The organism is Rahnella sp. BIGb0236 (assembly GCF_004364755.1).
GTDB classification, from domain to species: Bacteria; Pseudomonadota; Gammaproteobacteria; order Enterobacterales; family Enterobacteriaceae; genus Rahnella; species Rahnella victoriana.
In genome coordinates, this window is the sequence record NZ_SOAO01000014.1 from 107,978 (window position 1) to 130,688 (window position 22,711).

Sequence of the window (22,711 nt, forward strand, 5' to 3'; positions counted from 1 at the left end):
CCCGCCATTCACATAATGACAAAGCGCAAATAAGCCTTTGCACAGGAGAGTCCCGGATGAGCAAGTTTCTTGACCGGTTTCGCTATTTCAAACAGCTAGCTGAACCCTTCGCTGACGGCCATGGCCAGACGCTGAATACCAATCGTGACTGGGAAGACGGCTATCGCAGCCGCTGGCAGCACGACAAAGTGGTCCGTTCCACGCACGGTGTGAACTGCACCGGTTCCTGTAGCTGGAAGATTTATGTCAAAAACGGTCTGGTCACCTGGGAAACCCAGCAGACTGATTATCCGCGCACCCGTCCGGATTTGCCGAACCACGAGCCGCGCGGCTGCCCGCGGGGTGCCAGCTATTCCTGGTATCTCTACAGTGCAAACCGCCTGAAATATCCGCTGATGCGCAAAAAGCTGATCCAGTTATGGCGCGAGGCCAAACTGAAACACAGCGATCCGGTCGATGCCTGGGGCTCGATTGTCAGCCAGCCGGAAAAAGCCAAAGAATACAAAGCGGCACGCGGTCGCGGTGGTTTTGTGCGTTCAAGCTGGCAGGAAGTGAATGAGCTGATTGCGGCATCCAACGTCTATACCGCCAAAACCTTCGGCCCGGATCGCATTATCGGCTTCTCGCCGATCCCGGCCATGTCGATGGTGTCTTATGCCTCCGGCGCACGTTATCTGTCGCTGATCGGCGGTGTGTGTCTGAGCTTCTACGACTGGTATTGCGATTTGCCACCGGCTTCTCCGCAAACCTGGGGCGAGCAGACCGACGTGCCGGAATCGGCTGACTGGTACAACTCTTCTTATATTATCGCCTGGGGTTCCAACGTTCCGCAGACCCGTACGCCGGACGCCCACTTCTTCACTGAAGTGCGTTACAAAGGCACCAAAACCGTCGCCATTACGCCGGATTACGCCGAAATCGCCAAGATTTGCGATCAGTGGCTGGCGCCGAAACAAGGCACCGACAGCGCGCTGGCGCTGGCCATGGGCCATGTGATCCTCAAATCCTTCCATATCGATAATCCGAGCCAGTACTTTACCGATTACGTGCGTCGCTATACCGACATGCCGATGCTGGTGATGCTCGAACCACGCGAAGACGGTTCATATGCCGCAGGCCGTATGCTGCGTGCGTCTGATCTGGTGGACAATCTTGGTCAGGAAAATAACCCGCAGTGGAAAACCATCGCCTTTGACGAAAATACCGGAGAACTGGTGTCGCCGTTAGGCTCGATTGGTTACCGCTGGGGTGAAAAAGGCCAGTGGAATCTGGAATCCCGCGAGGGCAAAGACCACAAAGACGTCAGCCTGCAACTGAGCCTGCTGGATAATCACGATGAAGTGGTGAACGTCGGTTATCCGTACTTTGGCGGCGCGGTCAGCGAGCATTTCAACAGCGTCGCGCTGGATGAAATCCTGATGCACAAACTGCCGGTCAAACGCCTGCAACTGGCGGATGGCAGCACCGGTCTGGTCGCCAGCGTGTACGACCTGACGCTGGCAAACTACGGCATTGAGCGCGGTCTGAATGATGAAAACTGCGCGCAACGCTATGACGAAATCAAAGCCTATACGCCAGCCTGGGCCGAAAAAATCACCGGCGTGTCTCAGCAGAACATCGTGCGTATCGCTCATGAATTTGCCGATAACGCCAACAAAACCCATGGCCGTTCGATGATCATCGTCGGTGCCGGGATGAACCACTGGTATCACCTCGACATGAACTACCGGGGTCTGATCAACATGCTGATCTTCTGCGGTTGCGTGGGTCAGAGCGGTGGCGGCTGGGCACACTACGTCGGGCAGGAAAAACTGCGTCCGCAAACCGGCTGGCAGCCGCTGGCCTTTGGTCTTGACTGGCAGCGTCCGCCGCGCCAGATGAACAGCACCTCGTTCTTCTACAACCATTCCAGCCAGTGGCGTTACGAAACCGTCGCACCGCAGGAACTGTTGTCGCCGCTGGCGGATAAATCCAAATTCACCGGCAGCATGATTGACTACAACGTGCGCGCCGAGCGTATGGGCTGGCTGCCGTCTGCGCCGCAGCTCAACGTGAACCCGCTGCATATCGCGCAACAGGCGAAAGCCGCCGGTGTTTCTCCGGCAGATTTCACCGTCGCTGCCCTGAAAGACGGCAGTGTGCGGTTCGCCGCTGAACAGCCGGATAATCCGCAGAACTTCCCGCGTAACCTGTTTGTCTGGCGCTCTAACCTGCTGGGTTCTTCCGGTAAAGGCCACGAGTACATGCTGAAATATCTGCTGGGTACCGAACACGGTATTCAGGGAGAGGATTTAGGCATTCAGGGCGGCGTGATGCCGGAAGAAGTCGAATGGCAGGCGCAGGGCGGCGAAGGCAAACTGGATCTGGTGGTCACGCTGGATTTCCGTATGTCCAGCACCTGTCTGTATTCCGACATCGTTCTGCCGACCGCGACCTGGTACGAAAAAGACGACATGAATACCTCGGACATGCATCCGTTTATTCATCCGCTGTCAGCGGCCGTTGATCCGGCCTGGGATTCGAAAAGCGACTGGGAAATCTACAAAGGCATCGCCAAAGAATTCTCCCGTGTCTGCGTCGGCCATCTGGGTGTGGAAACCGACATGGTGACCTTGCCGATCCAGCACGATTCCGCCGCTGAACTGGCACAGCCGTTTGGCGTGGAAGACTGGAAAAAAGGCGAATGCGAGCTGATCCCGGGGCGTACCGCACCGCATCTGATGGCGGTTGAACGCGATTATCCGAATACTTACGAACGTTTCACCTCAGTCGGTCCGTTGCTGGAAAAACTCGGTAACGGCGGCAAAGGCATCAGCTGGAATACCGACAGCGAAGTCGGTTTGCTGAAAAAACTCAACTACACCAAACCGGACGGTACGGCGAAAGGCCAGCCGATGATCAACACCGCCATTGATGCGGCAGAAGTCATCTTGACGCTGGCACCGGAAACCAACGGTCAGGTGGCGGTGAAAGCCTGGGCGGCGCTGAGCCAGAATACCGGCCGCGACCACACGCATCTGGCGCTGAATAAAGAAGACGAGAAAATCCGCTTCCGCGATATTCAGGCGCAGCCGCGCAAAATCATCTCCAGCCCGACGTGGTCTGGCCTGGAAGATGAACACGTTTCTTACAACGCCTGTTACACCAACGTGCATGAGCTGATCCCGTGGCGCACGCTGTCCGGCCGTCAGCAGATTTATCAGGATCACGCGTGGATGCGTGCGTTCGGTGAAAGCCTGCTGGTATACCGTCCGCCAATCGACACCCGCGCGGCGCAGCCGTTGCTGAACGCGAAACCGAACGGTAACCCGGAAATGGCGCTGAACTTCCTGACGCCGCACCAGAAATGGGGCATTCACTCCACCTACAGCGACAACCTGCTGATGCTGACCTTAGGTCGCGGCGGCCCGATTGTCTGGCTGAGTGAAGACGATGCGACAAAACTGGGTATCGAGGATAACGACTGGATCGAAGCGTTCAACGCCAACGGCTCGCTGAGCGCCCGTGCGGTGGTCAGCCAGCGCGTACCGGCGGGGATGACCATGATGTATCACGCGCAGGAACGCATCGTGAATATTCCGGGTTCGGAAATCAGCCAGCAGCGCGGCGGGATCCACAACTCCGTTACCCGCGTTTGCCCGAAACCGACTCATATGATCGGCGGCTATGCGCAGCTGGCATACGGTTTCAACTACTACGGCACGGTCGGTTCTAACCGCGATGAATTCGTGATTGTGCGCAAAATGAACCGCATCGACTGGTTAGACGATGAAGGCAATGACTACGTGCAGGACGCCGTGCAACAGGAGAAAGCCAAATGAAAATTCGTTCACAAGTCGGCATGGTGCTGAATCTCGACAAATGCATTGGCTGCCACACCTGTTCCGTGACCTGTAAAAACGTCTGGACCAGCCGCGAAGGGATGGAATACGCGTGGTTCAATAACGTGGAAACCAAACCGGGTCTGGGTTATCCGCATGACTGGGAAAATCAGCAAAAATGGAAGGGCGGCTGGATCCGCAAAATCAACGGCAAACTGCAGCCGCGTATGGGCAACAAAGCCAACCTGCTGCATAAAATCTTCGCCAACCCGCATATGCCGGAAATCGATGATTACTACGAACCGTTTGATTTTGATTATCAGCATCTGCACACCGCGAAAGACGGTAAACATCAGCCGGTGGCGCGTCCGCGCTCGCTGCTGACCGGCAAACGCATGAAGAAAATTACCGGCGGCCCGAACTGGGAAGACGATCTGGGCACTGAGTTCAGCAAACGTTCTGCCGATCAGAACTTTGCCAACATGCAGAAAGAAATGTACGGCGAGTTCGAAAATACCTTTATGGCCTACCTGCCGCGTCTGTGCGAACACTGTCTGAATCCGGCGTGTGTGGCGACCTGTCCGAGCGGGGCGATCTACAAACGTGGCGAAGACGGTATCGTGCTGATCGACCAGGACAAATGTCGTGGCTGGCGCATGTGCCTGACCGGTTGCCCGTACAAAAAAATCTACTTCAACTGGAAAAGCGGCAAATCAGAAAAATGTATTTTCTGTTATCCGCGCATCGAAGCCGGCCAGCCAACGGTCTGTTCCGAAACCTGCGTCGGCCGTATCCGTTACCTTGGCGTGGTGTTGTATGACGCCGACCGTATCGCCGAAGCCGCGTCAGTGGAGAACGAGAAAGATCTGTACGAAAGCCAGATGAGCATCTTCCTCGATCCGAACGATCCTGAAGTGATCGCGCAGGCCGAAAAAGACGGCATTCCGCTGTCGGTAATGGACGCCGCACGTCAGTCGCCGGTCTACAAAATGGCGATTGAATGGAAGCTGGCGCTGCCGCTGCATCCTGAATACCGCACGCTGCCGATGGTCTGGTACGTGCCGCCGCTGTCTCCGATTCAGTCTGCCGCCGATGCCGGTGCGTTGCCGCACAGCGGCGTGCTGCCGGACGTCGAAAGCCTGCGTATTCCGGTGGAATATCTGGCGAACCTGCTGACGGCGGGCGACACCGCGCCGGTGCTGCGTGCGCTGAAACGCATGCTGGCGATGCGTCATTTCAAACGTGCTGAAACGGTCGAAGGTGTCACGGACACCAGCGCGCTGGAACAGGTCGGATTGTCTGCGGCGCAGGCGGAAGAAATGTACCGTTATCTGGCGATTGCCAACTACGAAGACCGTTTCGTGGTGCCATCAAGCCATCGTGAACAGGCGCGTGAAGCCTTCCCGGAAGCCAAAGGCTGTGGTTTCAGCTTCGGTGACGGTTGTCATGGCAGCGACAGCAAATTCAACCTGTTCAACAGTAAACGCATCGATGCCATCGACATCGGCGCGAAAACCGAAAGGAACAGCTGATGAACAGTTTACGACTGATAGGTTTGCTGCTGGATTATCCGTCCGACGAACTGTGGGAACACAAGCTGGAACTGCTGGAAGCGGTAACAGAATCCCCGGAACTGACTGAGGAGCAGCGCCTTGATCTGGCGCTGTACATCACCGATTTCTGCAAACAGGATCTGCTGGATGTGCAGTCGGCCTACACCGGTTTGTTCGACCGTGGCCGTGCGACGTCATTGCTGTTGTTCGAACACGTCCACGGTGAATCCCGTGACCGTGGTCAGGCGATGGTGGATCTGATGGGGCAATACCGCGACGCCGGGCTGGAAATCGACAGCCGCGAGCTGCCGGATTACCTGCCGCTGTATCTGGAATACCTGACCACGCGTGATGAAAATCAGGCGCGGGAAGGGCTGCGTGATATCGCGCCGATACTGGCGTTACTCAGCGCCCGTATGCAGGAACGCGACAGCCAGTATGCCGAACTGTTCGATCTGCTGCTGGCGCTGTCCGGCAGTGATATCGCCACCGAAACGGTGCGCGAAGGGATCAAACAGGAAGCCCGTGACGACACGCCCGCCGCGCTGGATGCGGTCTGGGAAGAGGAACAAATCACGTTCCTCGGCGAGCAAAGCTGTGCGTCAGGCGAGGAAGCCGCGCACCAGAAACGCTTCGCCGGTGCGGTCGCACCACAGTATCTGAACCTTGATGAAACGCCTGCGGGGGAACCACGCAAATGACCGACTTCCTCAACAACTTCTTCTTTAATATCTATCCGTACCTGTGCGGCACGGTATTTCTGGTCGGCAGCTGGCTGCGGTATGACTACGGTCAGTACAGCTGGCGTGCTGGCTCCAGTCAGTTACTGGAGAAAAAAACGCTGCGCATCGCGTCGCCACTGTTCCACGTCGGCATACTCGGCATCATTGCCGGTCACGCCTTCGGGATGCTGACGCCGCACTGGATGTACGAATCCTTCCTGCCGGTGCCGGTGAAACAGCAAATGGCAATGTGGGCGGGCGGTGCCTGCGGCGTGATGACCCTGATCGGCGGCGGTATGCTGGTGTGGCGTCGTCTGAGCAACGAACGCGTGCGGGCAACCTCCAGTTTTGGTGACATCATGATCATCATTCTGCTGGTGGTACAATGTGCGCTGGGGCTGAGCACCATTCCGTTCTCCGCGCAGCATATGGACGGCAGCGAAATGATGAAACTGGTCGGCTGGGCGCAATCGGTGGTGACCTTCCGTGGCGGCGCAGCGGCGCATCTTGATGGCGTGGCGTTTATTTTCCGCGTGCATCTGGTGCTGGGGATGACCTTATTCCTGCTGTTCCCGTTCTGCCGTCTGGTGCATATCTGGAGCGCGCCGGTGGAATATCTCACCCGCCGCTATCAGCTGGTGCGTAATCGTCGCTGATTGACCTTCACGATTGTGAACTGACGATTTTGACATAAAAAAGAAGGGCGCTATTATGCGCCCTTATCTTTATTTTATTGCTCAAGGACGCTTCTGATGGCCACCCCAAGACAACCCATGACCGTAGCCCGCCGTTTATTACGCAACAGCCTGATTTTACTGGTTATCGGCATTGTTGCCGCGATCCACGGTTTAGTGGTCGGCAGCCCGGAAACCCCGCCGGGAGAAATGGCTCCGCAACTGATGCTGGGTATCTGGTTTATCTTCATCGGCTGCGTGATGGCGCTGATCAGCTGGTTAGTGATCCGCAACAAAAAGAAAAAAGGCGAACTCTGATCTTTGGTCTTCCCCTGAAACAGCGCTCAACCGGGCGCTTTTTTTACGCCCTGAATCGCCGAAACCTGCGTTGCATCAACATCCGGCGCTCAGTTTTCACGCAATTTATTTTCTGGTATTGAATACAGCTAATAAAAATCCTAATCAACGTCGGCCAGGAAAAATAACATGACCAGAACGGTATACCTCAACGGGGAGTTTGTTGCCGAGCATGACGCGAAGGTGTCGGTATTTGATCGCGGTTTTTTGTTTGCTGATGCGGTGTATGAAGTCAGCGCCGTGCTGAACGGTCGTCTGCTCGATAACGCGGCGCATCTGGCCCGCCTTGCGCGTTCCTGTCAGGCACTGAGACTGCGTCTGCCTTGTGCGCTGAGTGACATTGAGATCCTGCAAAACCGGCTGATTGCAGAAAACAATCTGGTGGAAGGGGCGGTTTATCTGCAAATCACCCGTGGCAACAGCGGCGATCGTGACTTTGATTTCCCCGGTGAAAGCGTCACGCCGACTTTTCTGATGTTTACGCAGGCGCGTGCGCTGATTGACCATCCGAAAGCGAAAAGCGGCATCCGCATGGTTTCTGTTGAGGATATCCGCTGGCAGCGTCGCGACATCAAAACCGTCGGCCTGCTGGCACCTTGTCTGGCGAAAGAGTACGCCCATCAGCATGACGCCGACGACGCCTTACTGACTGAAAACGGCCTGATCACCGAGGCCAGTTCCAGCAACGCCTGGATTGTCGACGCCGACGGCACGCTGATCACCCGTCCGCTGAGCACCCACATTCTGCACGGCATCACCCGTCAGGCGCTGCTGGAACTGGCGAAGCAGCATGGTATCCGTTTCGAGGAGCGTCCGTTCACGCTGGAAGAAGCGCAGAACGCTAGCGAGATATTTATCAGCTCCGCCACGACCTTTATCTGGCCAGTGATTTCGCTTGACGGCAAGCCGGTCGGAGAGGGAAAACCGGGGGGAGTAGCCGCGAAACTGCGGGAGATTTATGTGCAGATGGCGGTTGAGGCAGCGAGCCAAGGGAAGACGGCTCCTCCCCCTGCGAAGGGGGAGGATGGGAGGGGGTTTTAATGGCTAACACCTAGTTAAAGCGCACTTTTACTTTTTGATGTTGACGTTAATACCCCACCCCAACCCTCCCCTTCGCAGGGGAGGGAGTGAACGTTTTTAACCTGAAAATAATCTCTCATCGCTTTTTTATTTCAATGATAAAAATGACCCCCTCATTTATTGAAAATGATTTACCGGTTGATGGCGCCGTTTCTTTCTTGTGACTAATTTTTTGAAGGCAGGGGCAATGGAATAATGCCCACCTTCGGAATTCATCACAGGAGAGGCATTTTGAAATCAATCATTAAATTCAGCGTCGCGATAGTGATTGTCGTGATGACAATAAGCGGGTGTTCCACCCATCAGTACGACGCGACGTTAGATAATCAGATTACCGATTTCGAAATGAAAGCTGACCGGCAATTTGTGACCTGGACGGCGCAGGCAATGACTGACGATGCGCAGCCCGCCGCGCCGGTTGTTGCCTGCCAGGCTGCGCCCGTGGCGGCAGGGCAAACGCTTTCACTGATTTCTTCCCTTTCTGCACCCGACAGTCAGTTCTTTAATTCCGCGGAAACCGATCTGGCGCTGATTGAATCACGCACTAAAGCCTTAAATAACAATCCCGCGATTGACCAGCAGATATTCGGCCTGAGAAATATCTTCTATCAGATTAAATATAAAAGGCAGCATTGTTCGCAACAGGATTCTCCGGCGTATATCGCTATTCAGCGTAAACAGGTTTCCGTGATTATGCAGTCAATGCTGACGTATGAACGGGTATTAAAAAATGGCTCAGGCACATCGCAACAATAATAAAGGTGAACAGGATGAGTGATATTTTTGATTTAAGAGACCGCGCAATCCATGCGGCAAAAGTTTCTCTGGGCGCAAACTGGAATACGGTGGCAAGCAGTGCCGTTCCGCAGATTGAAGCCTTACTTCAGCTGACATGGGAGATTGAAAAGGGCAAAGGCAGTTTCCGTTCGGGGGAATATGAATCTTTGCTGGCGACGCAAAAATCCACTTTCGTGGCGGTGCTGACCACCTATGAAACGATCAGCGCAGAGATAGCCTGGCAGGCGCTGAATGCGGTCTTTGACGTGATTTTGAGCGGCGTGCGCAACGTCCTGTAAAAACGATCTTCAGGCGGGCGGGTCTAAAATTATCTTTATCGATAACCATTTTCATTTAGACTGACGGACTTGCCCGCCTCCGGGCCGTTTCTATGAGGATGCATGATGCTCCGCCGTTTCTTCTCTTATTACGTGCCTTATAAAAAGCTGTTCTTTCTTGATTTCGGGTGCGCCATTCTGGCCGGGTTGCTGGAACTGGGCTTTCCGATGGCCATCAAAACCTTCATCGACACACTTTTGCCTGCCCATGACTGGGTGCTGATCATCGGGGCGACGGTCGGTCTGTTGCTGATCTACCTGTTCAATACCGCGCTGATGGCTATCGTCAACTACTGGGGACATGCGCTGGGCGTCGGCATTGAAACGGATATGCGTCGTCAGGCATTCAGCCATTTACAGAAACTGTCTTTCCGTTATTACGACAATACGAAAACCGGTCACATCATTACCCACGTCACCAAAGATCTGGAAGAAGTGGGCGAGGTGGCGCATCACGGGCCGGAAGATGTGTTTATCGCGGTGATGACCTTTATCGGCGCGTTTATCCTGATGGCGACGGTACATGTGCAACTGGCGCTGATGACCATCATTATTGTCCCGGCGATGACCTGGATGGTGAGCCGTTACGGGGCGCAGATGACCGAAACCTGGCGGCGTCTGTTCGGGCAGGTGGGGAATTTCAACGCACGTATAGAAGAAAGCATCGGCGGTATTCGTGTGGTGAAAGCCTTTGCCAACGAAGAACATGAGCAAAAACTGTTTGCCTCGGATAACGACAACTACCGTACCACCAAGCTGAAAGCCTATCAGATCATGACCGCCAGCCTGACGCTCAGCTACCTGAGTACCCGTCTGGTTCAGCTGATCGTGATGGTCGCCGGTACCTGGTACGTGATTAATGACCAGCTGACCTACGGCGGATTCGTCGGATTCCTGCTGCTGGTGGAAGTGTTCTTCCGTCCGGTGGCGAAAATCAGTTCGGTGCTGGAAAGCTATCCGAAAGGAATTGCCGGGTTTAAACGCTTTACCCAACTGATCGACACCGCGCCGGATATCGTTGACCGGCCTGGCGCGCAGGTGGTCAGCCATTTACGTGGCGATATCCGTTACGACAACGTGGTGTTCGGTTATACGCCTGCCAGCAAAATCCTCAACGGCATCTCGCTGACCATCAATGCCGGTGAAACGCTGGCGTTTGTCGGGCCTTCCGGCGCGGGCAAAACCACATTGTGCTCGCTGCTGCCACGTTTTTACGAACTGGACAGCGGCAGCATTACCATCGATGGCATTGATATCCGCGACATGACGCAAACTTCGCTGCGCCATAACATTGGCATCGTGCAGCAGGATGTCTTCCTGTTTGGCGGCACCATTCGCGAAAACATTGCCTACGGTAAACTGGACGCCAGCGAAGAAGACATCCGTCTGGCCGCCAGCCGTGCGCGACTCGATGAGGTGATCGACGCACTGCCGCTGGGGATGGACACGGTGATTGGTGAGCGGGGCGTGAAACTCTCCGGCGGGCAGAAACAGCGTCTGTCCATTGCGCGCATTTTCCTGAAAAATCCGCCGATCCTGATCCTCGATGAAGCGACTTCCGCACTGGATACCGCCACCGAGCAGGCGATCCAGCAATCGCTGGCCGAGCTTTCGGAAGGGCGTACCACGCTGGTGATTGCCCATCGTCTGGCGACGATTCAGAACGCTGACCGCATTATCGTGGTCGACAAAGAAGGCATTGTTGAGCAGGGCACTCACGATTCCCTGCTGGCCCTTCAGGGGCGTTACGCACAACTTCACGCCGCGCAGTTCCGCTAACCTTCTTTTAATCACCTCATTTTGTCCTCTCTTTACACAGAGAGGACATGTGCAAATGTCTTCTCATAAAATCCGCAAAGCCCGCTTTGAATAAAAATAACGCAAAGCGGTCATATTTAAATAACCGGTTTTGTTCAAACCAATCACGGGCGTCATTATTATTTCATTCAATTTGTGTTTATTTTGTTCGATGCTTTTAACAAAAGTCCGAAATAGGAAAAAATGGCGTAGTACAAAAATCTTATGGCTGCATTTTCTATTAATGAGATAATGAACTTTCCCGCGAAATCATTACCCTGCTATGCACTATTTAAATGCAACCCTTCTTTTTCTCTCCTTAATTCATTAACGATTGTTAACAGAAAAAAACCTTTTGATAAAGGTGATCTGGCCTGCAACTCCTTTACAAAATGAAAGACGTTTTGCACCAAAAAGAGGCGATGCACCATGATTGTGCAAAACGTTATGCGAAAACCGCATATAATCAGGGGCTTAGCGCCTTATGATAGAAACATTATGTTACATCTCTTTACGTGAAAAAGACTTATTGAAGCGAACTTTTCCATTTTAACTTTTCGTGCTCAGTGTTAAGGTTCAAATCGTTTTACAGACAGACGTATTTTAAAACATGTACAAATACTCACAGCCCGATATCTAAAAGCGGGCATGAGAACTCCTTTATAAAAAAATCAAGGAAACTTAAATAATGATGAAGCGCAGTGTGTTGGCCTTAGCGGTCTCTTTAATTGCAGTGGGATCTACCGCAAATGCAGCCGAAATTTATAATAAAGACGGTAATAAACTGGACCTGTACGGTCGCGTAACCGCTAAGCATTATTTCACTGATGATTCAAGTTCAGAAGGCGACAAAACCTATGCGCGTCTGGGCTTTAAAGGTGAAACTCAAATTAATGACACACTGACCGGTTATGGCCAGTGGGAATACAACATTCAGGCTAACCACGCAGAATCTCAGGGCGACCTGGGCAACAAAACCCGTCTGGGCTTTGCGGGTCTGAAAATTAAAGACTTCGGGTCTATCGACTACGGCCGTAACTACGGTGTGGTATACGATGCAATCGGCTACACCGATATGCTGCCAGAGTTCGGTGGCGATACCGGCAACTCTGACAACTTCATGGTTGGCCGTTCAAATGGTCTGGCAACTTACCGTAACCAGGACTTCTTCGGTCTGGTCACTGGCCTGAACATTGCCCTGCAATATCAGGGTAAAAACGAAAACGACGGTCGTTCAGCCAGCAAAGCAAACGGCGACGGCTACGGCGCATCCATCGATTATTCTGATATCGCAGGTTCCGGTATCGGTGCCGTTATCGCAGGGTCTTCTTCTGACCGTACGGACGCACAAACCAGCGGCACTTACGGTAAAGGCGACAAAGCATCTGCATGGGCAACGGGTCTGAAATACGACGCTAACCAGGTTTATCTGGCAGCAATGTATAACGAAACACGTAACTCAATGCCAATCACTGTGGGTTCAACCGCTGGCTTCGCTAACAAATCTCAGGGTTATGAGTTTGTGGCTCAGTACCAGTTCGAAAACGGCCTGCGTCCATCCCTGGCTTACGTGCAGTCCAAAGCGAAAGATGTTGAAACCGTCGGTGACGAAGATCTGGTCAAATACGTTGATGTTGGCGCAACTTACTACTTCAACAAAAACATGTACGCCTACGTTGACTATATGATCAACCTGATCGATGACAACAACAAACTGGGTGTGAACTCAGACGACATCGTTGCTGTTGCACTGACTTACCGCTTCTAAGTTAGTGGATTACATTATTACCCCATTCTGTGTCTGAAAAAGGTAATCGCAAAGGCAGAGTTCATTGGCTCTGCCTTTTTTTATGCCTGCGGATCCTGCCTGTTGCCCTCATTTCCTGCCAGTCAAATAACCACAATAAATTCATATAGCTAAACCTATAGCCTGAAGTTATACCCCAGCGCCAAACAAGTATTCGTCAGCCGGTTTCTCCCGTGGAATATTCTCTGCAGCCTTATTAAAACCACACCTAAAAAATATTCCGGAGAAACTGACATGCAGCAAATTCCAAAGCCGTATCTTCTCTTCCTGGGTGATGTGATGGATCCGCTGGCGGCTAAAACGGCGCGCGGTATTCACGTCTGGCGTCCTGAAGCCTGCGTCGGGCAAATCCGTCTGGCGACGGATTCTGTTTCCCTCGGCCTGCCGGATATGGATATCGCCACCGCCAAAGCGCAGGGCGCGAAAACCATGGTGCTTGGCACTGCCAACTCCGGTGGCAAATTACCGGCACACTGGATTGACTCCATCAAAACGGCGATCACTGCCGGGCTGAACGTGGCGAACGGTCTGCATCAGGGGCTGAACGACATTCCTGAACTGGTCGCTCTGGCCGCAGAACACAACGTGCAGTTGTTTGATGTACGCCACATGCAGCCGGAACTGGATACCGGTACCGGCGAAAAGCGCAGCGGTAAACGCATTCTCACCGTGGGTACTGACTGTTCGGTCGGCAAAATGTACACCTCGCTGGCGCTGGAAGCCGCGATGCGCGAACTGGATCTGAACGCTGATTTCCGCGCGACCGGACAGACCGGCGTGCTGGTGGCCGGTGCCGGTATTGCCATCGATGCGGTGATTGCCGACTTTATCTCCGGTGCCGTCGAAGCCTTGTCTCCGGCCAATGATGACGATCACTGGGACATCATCGAAGGTCAGGGCTCGCTGTATCACCCGTCTTTTGCCGGTGTCAGCATGGGGCTGATCCACGGCGCGCAGGCGCACCTGCTGGTGATGTGTCATGAACTTGGCCGCCCGCATATGCGCCATCTGCCGCATCAGTTTATGCCGACCCTGCGCCAGTGCCTCGACACCAATCTGGCGGCCGCCAGCCTGACCAGCCCGGACGTGCGGCTGGCCGGTTTCTCACTCAATACTTCCGCCGTCAGTGAAGAAGAAGCCAAAGTCGCGCTGGCAAAAATCAGCGAAGAATTCGGCGTACCGGCCACCGACCCGGTTCGTTTCGGCATCAAAAACATCGCGCAATGGATCAGGGATAACGGCTGATGATGCAGATGACGTTTGAGTCCGTTGAATTGCCGCTGGCCCGGCCGTTTGCGATTTCACGCGGTACCCGTACCGCGGTCACGGTCGTGCGTGTTTTCCTGACCGACGGTGAATTTTCCGCCGTCGGGGAGTGCACGCCGACCGCGCATTATCAGGAATCGCCGCAAAGTGTGTGCGAGCAACTCGACCTTATCCGCCCGCAGGTTGAACAGGGCCTGAGCCGCGAGGCGTTGCAACAGGCATTGCCGATCGGTTCCGCACGCAATGCCCTGGATTGTGCAATGTGGCGTCTGGATGCGGCAAAACAGGGCAAGACCTTGTGGCAACTGCTTGATATGCCGAAGCCTGCGTCAGTCATTACCGCAGAAACCCTGAGTCTGGATTCACTGGAAAACATGGCGAAGGCGGCAGAAGTGGCCGTCGCCGGTGGCGCGCAGTTGCTGAAAATCAAACTCAACCGCGAGCAGATTATCGAGAAAGTGGCCGCTATCCGCGCCGCTGCCCCGCACGCCACGCTGGTGGTGGATGCGAACGAATCCTGGCTGGGTTTGGATCTCGGCAGTCTGTTTCAGGCACTGCATGAATTCAACGTGGCGATGATTGAACAGCCACTTCCTGCCGGTAATGACCACGATCTGGTGCGTTGTTTGCATCCCATTCCTGTCTGCGCCGACGAAAGCTGCCACGAACGGGCGGATATCGACGGGCTGCGCGACCGCTACGAGATGATCAACATCAAGCTCGATAAATGCGGTGGCCTGACCGAAGCACTGGCGATGACTGACGTGGCTCGTCAGCTTGGCCTGCGCATTATGGTCGGCTGCATGCTCGGTTCTTCCATTGCGATGGAAGCGGCGTTACCGGTGGCGGTGCAGGCGGAACGTGTCGATCTCGATGGCCCGATCTGGCTGGCACAGGACGCCGAACCGGCATTGCGTTATGAGCACGGTGAAGTCTGGCTTTAACCATTCAACCTATAAAGGAGGCGTTTATTGATGACAGTGCCCATTTTGCAGATTAACGATTTGTCGGTGACATTTTCCGGTCGGCAAGGCAAAACGCAGGCGCTGAAAGGCGTTTCCTTCTCTATTCATAAAGGTGAGGTGGTGGCGGTGGTCGGCGAAAGCGGCTCCGGTAAATCCGTCACCTCACTGAGCGTCATGGGGCTGTTGCCGGATTCGGCACACATTGACGCCGGCAGCATCGAGTTTTTTGGCCGTAACGGCATGCGTCATGCGCTGACCTCGCTGTCGGCTGAATCGCGGCGCAAACTGCGCGGTCAGGAAATGTCGATGATTTTTCAGGAGCCGATGACCTCGCTCAATCCGGTCTTGCGGGTTGGCGATCAGCTGACGGAAGGGCTGCTCGATCACGGCATGGCGAACAAAGCCACCGCGCTGAACAAAGCCCGCGAACTGCTGAAACAGGTGCGCATTCCTGACGTTGACCGCATCCTCAAATGTTATCCGCACGAACTTTCCGGCGGCATGCGTCAGCGTGTGATGATCGCGCAGGCGCTGGCCTGCGATCCGGCGTTGCTGATTGCCGACGAACCCACGACGGCGCTGGATGTCACGGTGCAGGCGCGCATTCTGCAAATTCTGCGTGATCTGCAACGGGGCACCGATATGTCGGTACTGTTTATCACGCACGACATGGGCGTGGTGGCGGAAATTGCCGACCGCGTGGTGGTGATGTATCAGGGCAAAGTGGTGGAGCAGGGCAGCGTGACGGAAATTTTTGCCAACGCGCAGCATCCTTATACCCGCGCGCTGCTGGCCGCCGTGCCGAAACTCGGCGATATGCAGGGGCTGAAATGGCCGCGCCGTTTCCCGCTGTTAGCCGCCAAAACCGCTCAATCTGTTTCATCCGAAAAGCAATCGGTTGCAGGTGATCTCCCTCACATTCCTCCGGCAGAGGACGATCAGAAAACCGCGAATTACGATGCGCCACCGTTACTGGATGTACGCGGACTCCGCGTCTGCTACCCGATCCGCTCCGGCGTATTGTCGCGTGTGACCAAAGAAGTGCACGCCGTGGAACAGATCGACTTCTCCATCTGGCCGGGCGAAACGCTGGCGCTGGTGGGCGAGAGCGGTTGCGGGAAATCCACCACCGGGCGCGCCATCCTGCGGCTGGTGGGCAGCCAGTCCGAAAGCATTCATCTCGAAGGCCGGGAAATTACCCTGATGCGCGACACGCCGTTTCAGGCGGTGCGCCGTCAGATCCAGATGGTGTTTCAGGATCCGTATGCCTCGCTCAATCCGCGTCTCACCGTCGGATTTTCCATTGCCGAACCGTTATTACTGCACGGCCTGAAAAAATCGCTGGCCGATGCCACGCCGGTGGTGAATCAGCTGCTGAAAAGTGTCGGGCTGGAACCCTCCCATGCGCGGCGTTATCCGCACGAATTTTCCGGCGGCCAGCGTCAGCGTATTGCCATCGCGCGCGCAATGGCGTTGCAGCCGCAGGTAATTATTGCCGACGAAGCGGTGTCGGCGCTCGATGTGTCGATTCAGGCGCAGGTGGTCAATCTGATGATGGATCTCCAGCGCGATACCGGCGTGGCGTGGCTGTTTATCTCGCATGACATGGCGGTGGTGGAGCGTATCGCCAACCGTGTGGCGGTGATGTACAGCGGGCAGATTGTGGAAATTGGTCCGCGCGACGCCGTCTTCAGTAATCCGCAACATGCCTACACCCGGCGTCTGCTCAGTTCGGTGCCGGTGGCGGATCCGACGCAGCGTGCGTTACGCAATTTTGATGATGTGGAAGTGAAATCGCCGGTGCATCCGGCGGGTGTACAGATAGAAAAACTCAAATATTCCCGCGTCAGTGAACATCACTGGGTCGCACAGGGATAACTCACCTTTCTTTTTTGGGACACACAGGAGAACACCATGCATTCGACCTTACTGCGTAAGAGCCTGCTTGCCGCCGGACTGGCGCTTTGCTTCGCGGCCTCGGCTCAGGCCAAAGATTTGCGTATTTCCATGTATGCCGACGTGACCGGTTTCGACCCGCACGACACCACCGATACCCTGAGTTATTCCATCCAGAGCGGCATTTTTGAACGCCTGTTCCAGTTCGACAGCAAAATGGCCGTCGTGCCGGTGCTGGCGACGGATTACACCAGTAACAGCGATGCCACCGAATTCACCATCAATCTGCGCCACGATGTGACCTTCCAGGATGGCACGCCGTTCAATGCTGACGCGGTAAAAGTTAACCTTGATCGTCTGGCGAATCCGGCTAATCACCTGAAACGCAACTCCCTGTTCAGCATGATTAAATCCGTGGATGTGATCAGCCCGTATCAGGTGAAAATCACGCTCAACAAACCGTTCGGCGCGATGATCAACACCCTGGCGCACCCGTCAGCGGTCATGCACAGCCCGGCGTCGTTAAAACAATACCCGAACGAACAGGATCTGAGCGTGCATCCGGTCGGCACCGGTCCGTTCAAATTTGTCGAATGGCAGCAGGGTAAAGACGTCAAACTGGTGAAATATGACCACTACTGGCAGAAAGGCTGGCCGAAAGTCGATTCAGTGACGCTTTACCCGACGCCGGAAGATTCCACGCAGGTGGCGAAACTGAAATCCGGCGGCGTGGATGCGGTCTATCCGTTGCCGTCCGATCTGGTGGATACCGTGAAAAGCGATCCGAAGCTGGATATCGCGCAGGATCCGGGCATCTATCTGTATTACATCGCTTTCAATACGCAGAAAAAAGAGTTCTCTGATGTGCGCGTCCGTCAGGCGATCAACTACGCCATCGACCGCAATCTGTGGCTGAAAGTCGGTTTCGCGGGGCTGGGATCGCCGTCAACGTCGCCGCTGCCGAAAAACGTTCAGTTCTATCAGAAACAAACCACGCCGGATTACAGCTACAACATCACCAAAGCCAAAGCACTGATGAAAGAAGCCGGATACGAGAAGGGCTTTGACGTGGAAATGTGGAGCTCAAACAAGACCGACCGTATCCGCAGTGCGCAGTTCCTGAAACAACAACTCTCCCTGATTGGCGTGCGCGTGAAACTGGTGCCGATGGATTCCGGTTCGCTCAACCAGCGTCTGTGGAGCACGCCGAAACCGGCGGATGCGAAAGTGGAAATGTATTACGGCGCATGGTCGGCGTCGACCGGTGACGCGGACTGGGCGCTGCGTCCGCTGTTCGCCACCGAATCCTGGATCCCGTCGGCGTATAACGTCTCTTATTACAGCAACAAACAGGTGGATGCGGCGATCACCGCCGGTCTGCAAACGGCTGACGTCGAAAAACGTAAAGCGGCGTATGCCGATGCGCAGAAACTGCTGTGGGCCGATGCCCCGGTGGCCTATCTCGGCGTGCCGGATAATCTGGTGGGGAAAAGCAAAGATCTTTCCGGCGTCTACATGCTGGCCGACGGCTCGCTGATCTTTAACCAGGCACAGTTTAAGTAATTTTTTTGGCTCCCGGCGCGTAAGCAGATTTTGGTCGGCTCCCTCCCCTGCGAAGGGGAGGGTTGGGGTGGGGTATTAAGGTCAAAAACTGATGTTAAGGTTTGTTTAAACAGGGTGTTAGCCTTTAAAACCCCCTCCCAACCTCCCCCTTCGCAGGGGGAGGAGCAAAGGGCAAAACCAATGTATGTTCCGGTCTGCTTCCCCCTTCGCAGGGGGAGGAGCAAAGGGCAAAACCAATGCATGTTCCGGTCTGCTTCTCCCTTCGCAGGGGGAGGAGCACACCACCATCAATATTCAGGTTCAGGGAAACCCTTTTATGCTGACCTATTTTATCCGCCGGATACTGGAAATGATCCCCGTTTTACTGGTGGTGTCGTTACTGGTTTTCGGCTTTATCAAGCTGCTGCCGGGTGACCCTGCGCGTATTTACGCCGGTCAGGATGCGCCGATTGAGGCGGTTGAGTCAGCACGGCAACTGCTTGGCCTGAACGATCCGCTGCCTGCGCAGTACTGGCACTGGCTGGATGGCATGGTGCATGGCGATCTTGGCACGACGTACCGCACGCGTCAGCCGGTGTTAAGTGTGATTGAAAGCGGTTTTATGCCCACGTTGCTGCTGGCGCTGGCGGGCTTCGCGTGGTCGGTGGTGCTCGGTCTGGTGATTGGCGTGGTGTCGGCGCTCAAACGCGGGAAATGGCAGGACTGGACACTGATGAGTATGGCGGTCGGCGGAATTTCCATGCCGCCGTTCTGGCTCGGATTGCTGCTGATCCAGTTTGTCGCCATGCCGTTCGGGATCTTCGCCGTCAGCGGCTTTAACTCGCCCGCCGACATTATCTTACCGGCGATCACCCTCGGTTCGTCAGTGGCGGCGGTGATGGCGCGCTTCACCCGTTCGGCGTTTCTCGATGTGGCGCAGGAAGATTATGTGCGCACCGCCAACGCCAAAGGATTACGTGCGCGGCGGGTGACGTGGAAGCACATCATGCGCAATGCGCTGATCCCGATTATCACCATGCTTGGCTTGCAGTTTGGCTTTCTGCTCGGCGGTTCGATTATCGTCGAAAGCGTGTTCAGCTGGCCGGGGCTGGGCTGGTTGCTGATCGAATCCATCAAGACGCAGGATCAGCCGGTGATCCAGGCGCTGGTGATGCTGTTTGTGTTTGAATTTATTCTGATAAACCTGCTGGTTGACCTGCTTTACGCGGTGGTCAATCCGGCTATCCGTCTGCGTTAGGAGCTGCTCATGACCGATCCCGTCTCTGTGCTGGAAGAAACCACACCGGCTGCGGTAGCCTCGCAAAACGATGATATCCGTTCGCCGTGGTACGACTTTTTTCATACCTTTATCCGTCATCCGATGGCGCTGGTGTCAGGCGGGTTTATTCTGCTGCTGGTGCTTGTGGCGATATTCGCGCCGTGGCTGGCCCCTTTCGACCCGATGACGCCGGACTGGATGGCGCTCGGCGTCGGACCCACGCCGGAGCACTGGTTTGGCACGGACGACTTGGGGCGTGATGTCCTGAGCCGTATCATTTATGGCGCGCGGATCTCCCTGTACGTCGGCATTTTCTCGGTGACGCTGGGGATGATCGCTGGTGTGTTACTCGGCTTGCTGGCAGGGTATTACGGTCGCTGGCTCGATATGCTGATCATGCGCGGCTCCGACGTGCTGTTTGCCTTTCCCGGCATGTTGCTGGCGATCGCGGTGGTCGCGATCCTCGGGCCGGGGCTGAACAACGTGATCATCGCGGTCGCGGTATTCAGCGTACCGGTATTTGCCCGCATCGTGCGCGCCGCCACGTTATCGATTAAACAAAGTGCTTACGTCGAAGCGGTGCGTTGCGTTGGCGCACCGGACCGGGTGGTGATTTTGCGCCACATCCTGCCGGGCACGCTGTCGAACGTGATCGTCTATTTCACCATGCGCATCGGCACCAGCATTCTGACCGCCGCCAGCCTGAGTTTTATCGGTCTGGGGCCGGAGCCGGACGTGCCGGAGTGGGGCAATATTCTGGCGATGAGCCGCAATATGATGATGGCGGGTAAATGGAACGTCAGCGTGTTCCCGGGGCTGGCGATATTCCTCACGGTTCTGGCATTTAATCTGCTCGGCGACGCGCTGCGTGACACGCTGGATCCTAAACTGAAAAAGTAATTTCACTGCTTTAACCGACTGAAATGGAATACAGATGCACCCGCAAGAACATAACGATGAATTTCAGCAGCAGGCGCTGTCTGCCTTGCTGCAACGCTGGCGCACCTCGCGTCAGATTTTCCGCCCGCGATTTCCCTGCGGCGCGACCAATAGCATCACCGACGTCGCCGGAGTGACCGTCGGTCACAGCACGCTGTCGGCGGGGGATGTGCAGACCGGCGTCACCGCCATTGTGCCGCCCGGCGACAATCTTTATGAAAAACCGCTGCCATGCGGTGTGGCGGTGCTTAACGGTTTCGCCAAACCGATGGGGCTGATCCAGGTGACGGAACTGGGGGAACTGCAAACGCCGGTGCTGCTCAGCAATACTTTTGCCACCGGCACCTTGTTCAATGCGCTGGTGAAACGCAGTTGCCAGCAGTTTCCGCAGATTGGCCGCCCGGATTCCACCATCAATCCGGTGATCCTCGAGTGCAACGATTTCTATTTAAACGATATTCAGGCGATGGCGGTCAGTGAAGACGACGCGCTGACCGCACTCGACGGCGCGACAAAAACCTTCGCCCGTGGCAGCGTGGGGGCAGGACGCGGCATGAGTTGCTTCGGTTTAAAAGGCGGCATCGGCACCGCCTCGCGCTGGTGCGAAACCCTCAACGCGACACTAGGCATCCTGGTGCTGGCCAATTTTGGCAAACTCTCAGAACTGACGCTCGACGGCGTGCGGGCAGGCGAGGCCATCGGCGCAATACTGCCGCAACTCGCCCCGCAGGTGGATGCCGGTTCAGTCATTATTGTCATGGCCTGCGACCGTTATCTCGACAGCCGTCAGCTCGGACGTATCGCCAAACGCGCCGGTGCCGGGTTAGGACGGCTGGGCAGTTACTGGGGGCACGGTTCAGGGGATATCGCGCTGGCGTTCTCGACGCAACGTGACGGTGTCACGCTGGCCGATGCCGAACTGGAGCCCCTGCTGGCGCTGGCGGCAGATGCCACAGAACAGGCTATTATTGATGCCTTACTGAGTGCAGAAACTGTCTGCGGATTCGACGGACATTACCGGCTGGGGTTGAGTGAAATTCTGGACGCTCTGGCAAACCAAAAAGGGAACGACTGATGAAAGTGTTTATCTCTGCGGATATTGAAGGCATCGCAGGCGTGATGCGCCCGGAACAATGCAGTCCGGGCAACGCCGATTACGAGGCCGCGCGTGCCCTGATGGAAGGCGAAGTTAACGCCGCCATCGACGGCGCTTTTGCCGGTGGCGCGATGGAAGTGACTGTGGCGGACAGCCACGCGATGATGCAAAACCTGCGCGCCGATAAAATCGACCCGCGTGCCCGTCTGGTGCAGGGTAAACCGCGCGGATTGTCGATGGTCGAAGGGTTGCAACAACAGCAATACGACGGACTGATGTTCGTCGGCTATCACACGGCGGCGGGCGAAAACGGCGTACTGGCGCACACCATCAATGGCCGTGCCTTTTACCGCGTCAAACTCAACGGCAACGTGGTCGGCGAAAGCGACTTATACGCCGCCGCCGGTGCGGAACTCAATGTGCCGTTGTGGCTGGTGACCGGCGACGATCACCTCGAAACCTGGATCCGCCGTTATTATCCTGAATCGCAATATGTCTGCGTCAAACGGGCGATTTCCGCCAATGCGGCCGAATCCGACAGCCCGTCCATTGCCTGCGCCAAAATCCGCAAACAGGCGACGATTGCCGTCAGCAAACCCGCACCGCTGACCGCCGCAAGATTCAGCGCGCCTTATCATCTTGAGCTGATGACCGCCAGACCGGTGCTGGCGGATTTATTCTGCCTGATCCCCGGTGTGGAGCGTCTCGATGCCGTCACTGTGGGTTATCACAGCCCGACGGTCGCCGGGATTATCAGCCTGTTAAGTGCCTTCTCGTACTTAGCGACCACGCAGAAATAGGG

The 22,711-nt window shown here is 55.4% G+C and carries 18 protein-coding genes; all 18 read left to right on the plus strand.

What is annotated here, in order from left to right; genetic code table 11:
- Positions 1-56 precede the first annotated feature (56 nt).
- The 18 genes from EDF78_RS21750 to EDF78_RS21835 all read left to right on the plus strand — a co-directional run bounded on the left by EDF78_RS21750 (position 57) and on the right by EDF78_RS21835 (position 22,709).
- Positions 57-3,821 (plus strand): nitrate reductase subunit alpha, encoded by a 3,765-nt coding sequence (locus EDF78_RS21750; protein WP_095922193.1) that lies wholly within the window; start codon positions 57-59, stop codon positions 3,819-3,821.
- Positions 3,818-5,353 (plus strand): nitrate reductase subunit beta, encoded by a 1,536-nt coding sequence (gene narH / locus EDF78_RS21755; RefSeq protein WP_119824969.1) that lies wholly within the window; start codon positions 3,818-3,820, stop codon positions 5,351-5,353. Before EDF78_RS21750 ends, narH begins: the two co-directional genes overlap by 4 nt.
- Positions 5,353-6,075, plus strand: coding sequence for a nitrate reductase molybdenum cofactor assembly chaperone (narJ, locus tag EDF78_RS21760; RefSeq protein ID WP_133823883.1), 723 nt, complete (start codon positions 5,353-5,355; stop codon positions 6,073-6,075). The genes narH and narJ overlap by 1 nt, the downstream gene beginning before the upstream one ends.
- A complete protein-coding gene (gene narI / locus EDF78_RS21765; RefSeq protein WP_095922190.1) occupies positions 6,072-6,752 on the plus strand; it encodes a respiratory nitrate reductase subunit gamma in 681 nt (226 codons plus the stop codon). Before narJ ends, narI begins: the two co-directional genes overlap by 4 nt.
- Positions 6,753-6,848: 96 nt before the next feature.
- Entirely contained in the window at positions 6,849-7,088 is a 240-nt protein-coding gene (locus tag EDF78_RS21770; protein WP_095922189.1) for a hypothetical protein, read from the plus strand.
- Positions 7,089-7,256: 168 nt separating this feature from the next.
- Positions 7,257-8,168 (plus strand): D-amino-acid transaminase, encoded by a 912-nt coding sequence (locus EDF78_RS21775; protein WP_133823884.1) that lies wholly within the window; start codon positions 7,257-7,259, stop codon positions 8,166-8,168.
- Positions 8,169-8,438: 270 nt separating this feature from the next.
- A complete protein-coding gene (locus tag EDF78_RS21780; RefSeq protein WP_243839473.1) occupies positions 8,439-8,963 on the plus strand; it encodes a hypothetical protein in 525 nt (174 codons plus the stop codon).
- A gap of 14 nt (positions 8,964-8,977) precedes the next feature.
- Complete coding sequence (locus EDF78_RS21785; RefSeq protein WP_119824961.1) at positions 8,978-9,283, plus strand: hypothetical protein; 306 nt, start codon at positions 8,978-8,980, stop codon at positions 9,281-9,283.
- Positions 9,284-9,388: 105 nt separating this feature from the next.
- Complete coding sequence (locus tag EDF78_RS21790) at positions 9,389-11,101, plus strand: ABC transporter ATP-binding protein (protein WP_131694478.1); 1,713 nt, start codon at positions 9,389-9,391, stop codon at positions 11,099-11,101.
- A gap of 706 nt (positions 11,102-11,807) precedes the next feature.
- Positions 11,808-12,887, plus strand: a complete 1,080-nt coding sequence (locus EDF78_RS21795; RefSeq protein WP_119824959.1) for a porin — start codon at positions 11,808-11,810, stop codon at positions 12,885-12,887.
- Between the two features lie 273 nt (positions 12,888-13,160).
- Positions 13,161-14,171: an N-acetyltransferase DgcN gene (dgcN, locus tag EDF78_RS21800; protein ID WP_095922183.1), complete on the plus strand. Its 1,011-nt coding sequence runs from the start codon at positions 13,161-13,163 to the stop codon at positions 14,169-14,171.
- Positions 14,171-15,136, plus strand: coding sequence for an N-acetyl-D-Glu racemase DgcA (gene dgcA / locus EDF78_RS21805; protein ID WP_133823886.1), 966 nt, complete (start codon positions 14,171-14,173; stop codon positions 15,134-15,136). The genes dgcN and dgcA overlap by 1 nt, the downstream gene beginning before the upstream one ends.
- Before the next feature lie 30 nt (positions 15,137-15,166).
- Entirely contained in the window at positions 15,167-17,035 is a 1,869-nt protein-coding gene (locus EDF78_RS21810) for an ABC transporter ATP-binding protein (protein ID WP_119824953.1), read from the plus strand.
- 36 nt (positions 17,036-17,071) lie between these two features.
- Positions 17,072-18,616 carry a glutathione ABC transporter substrate-binding protein gene (locus tag EDF78_RS21815; protein ID WP_133823887.1) on the plus strand — a complete coding sequence of 515 codons (1,545 nt, stop codon included), beginning with the start codon at positions 17,072-17,074 and terminating at the stop codon, positions 18,614-18,616.
- Between the two features lie 316 nt (positions 18,617-18,932).
- A complete protein-coding gene (locus EDF78_RS21820; protein ID WP_119824949.1) occupies positions 18,933-19,853 on the plus strand; it encodes an ABC transporter permease subunit in 921 nt (306 codons plus the stop codon).
- Between the two features lie 9 nt (positions 19,854-19,862).
- Positions 19,863-20,774, plus strand: a complete 912-nt coding sequence (locus EDF78_RS21825; RefSeq protein ID WP_095922178.1) for an ABC transporter permease subunit — start codon at positions 19,863-19,865, stop codon at positions 20,772-20,774.
- 34 nt (positions 20,775-20,808) lie between these two features.
- The gene (locus EDF78_RS21830) at positions 20,809-21,888 is read left to right on the plus strand and encodes a P1 family peptidase (protein WP_133823888.1); all 1,080 of its coding nucleotides are present in this window, start codon (positions 20,809-20,811) and stop codon (positions 21,886-21,888) included.
- Positions 21,888-22,709, plus strand: a complete 822-nt coding sequence (locus tag EDF78_RS21835) for a M55 family metallopeptidase (protein WP_095922176.1) — start codon at positions 21,888-21,890, stop codon at positions 22,707-22,709. The genes EDF78_RS21830 and EDF78_RS21835 overlap by 1 nt, the downstream gene beginning before the upstream one ends.
- Positions 22,710-22,711 lie beyond the last annotated feature (2 nt).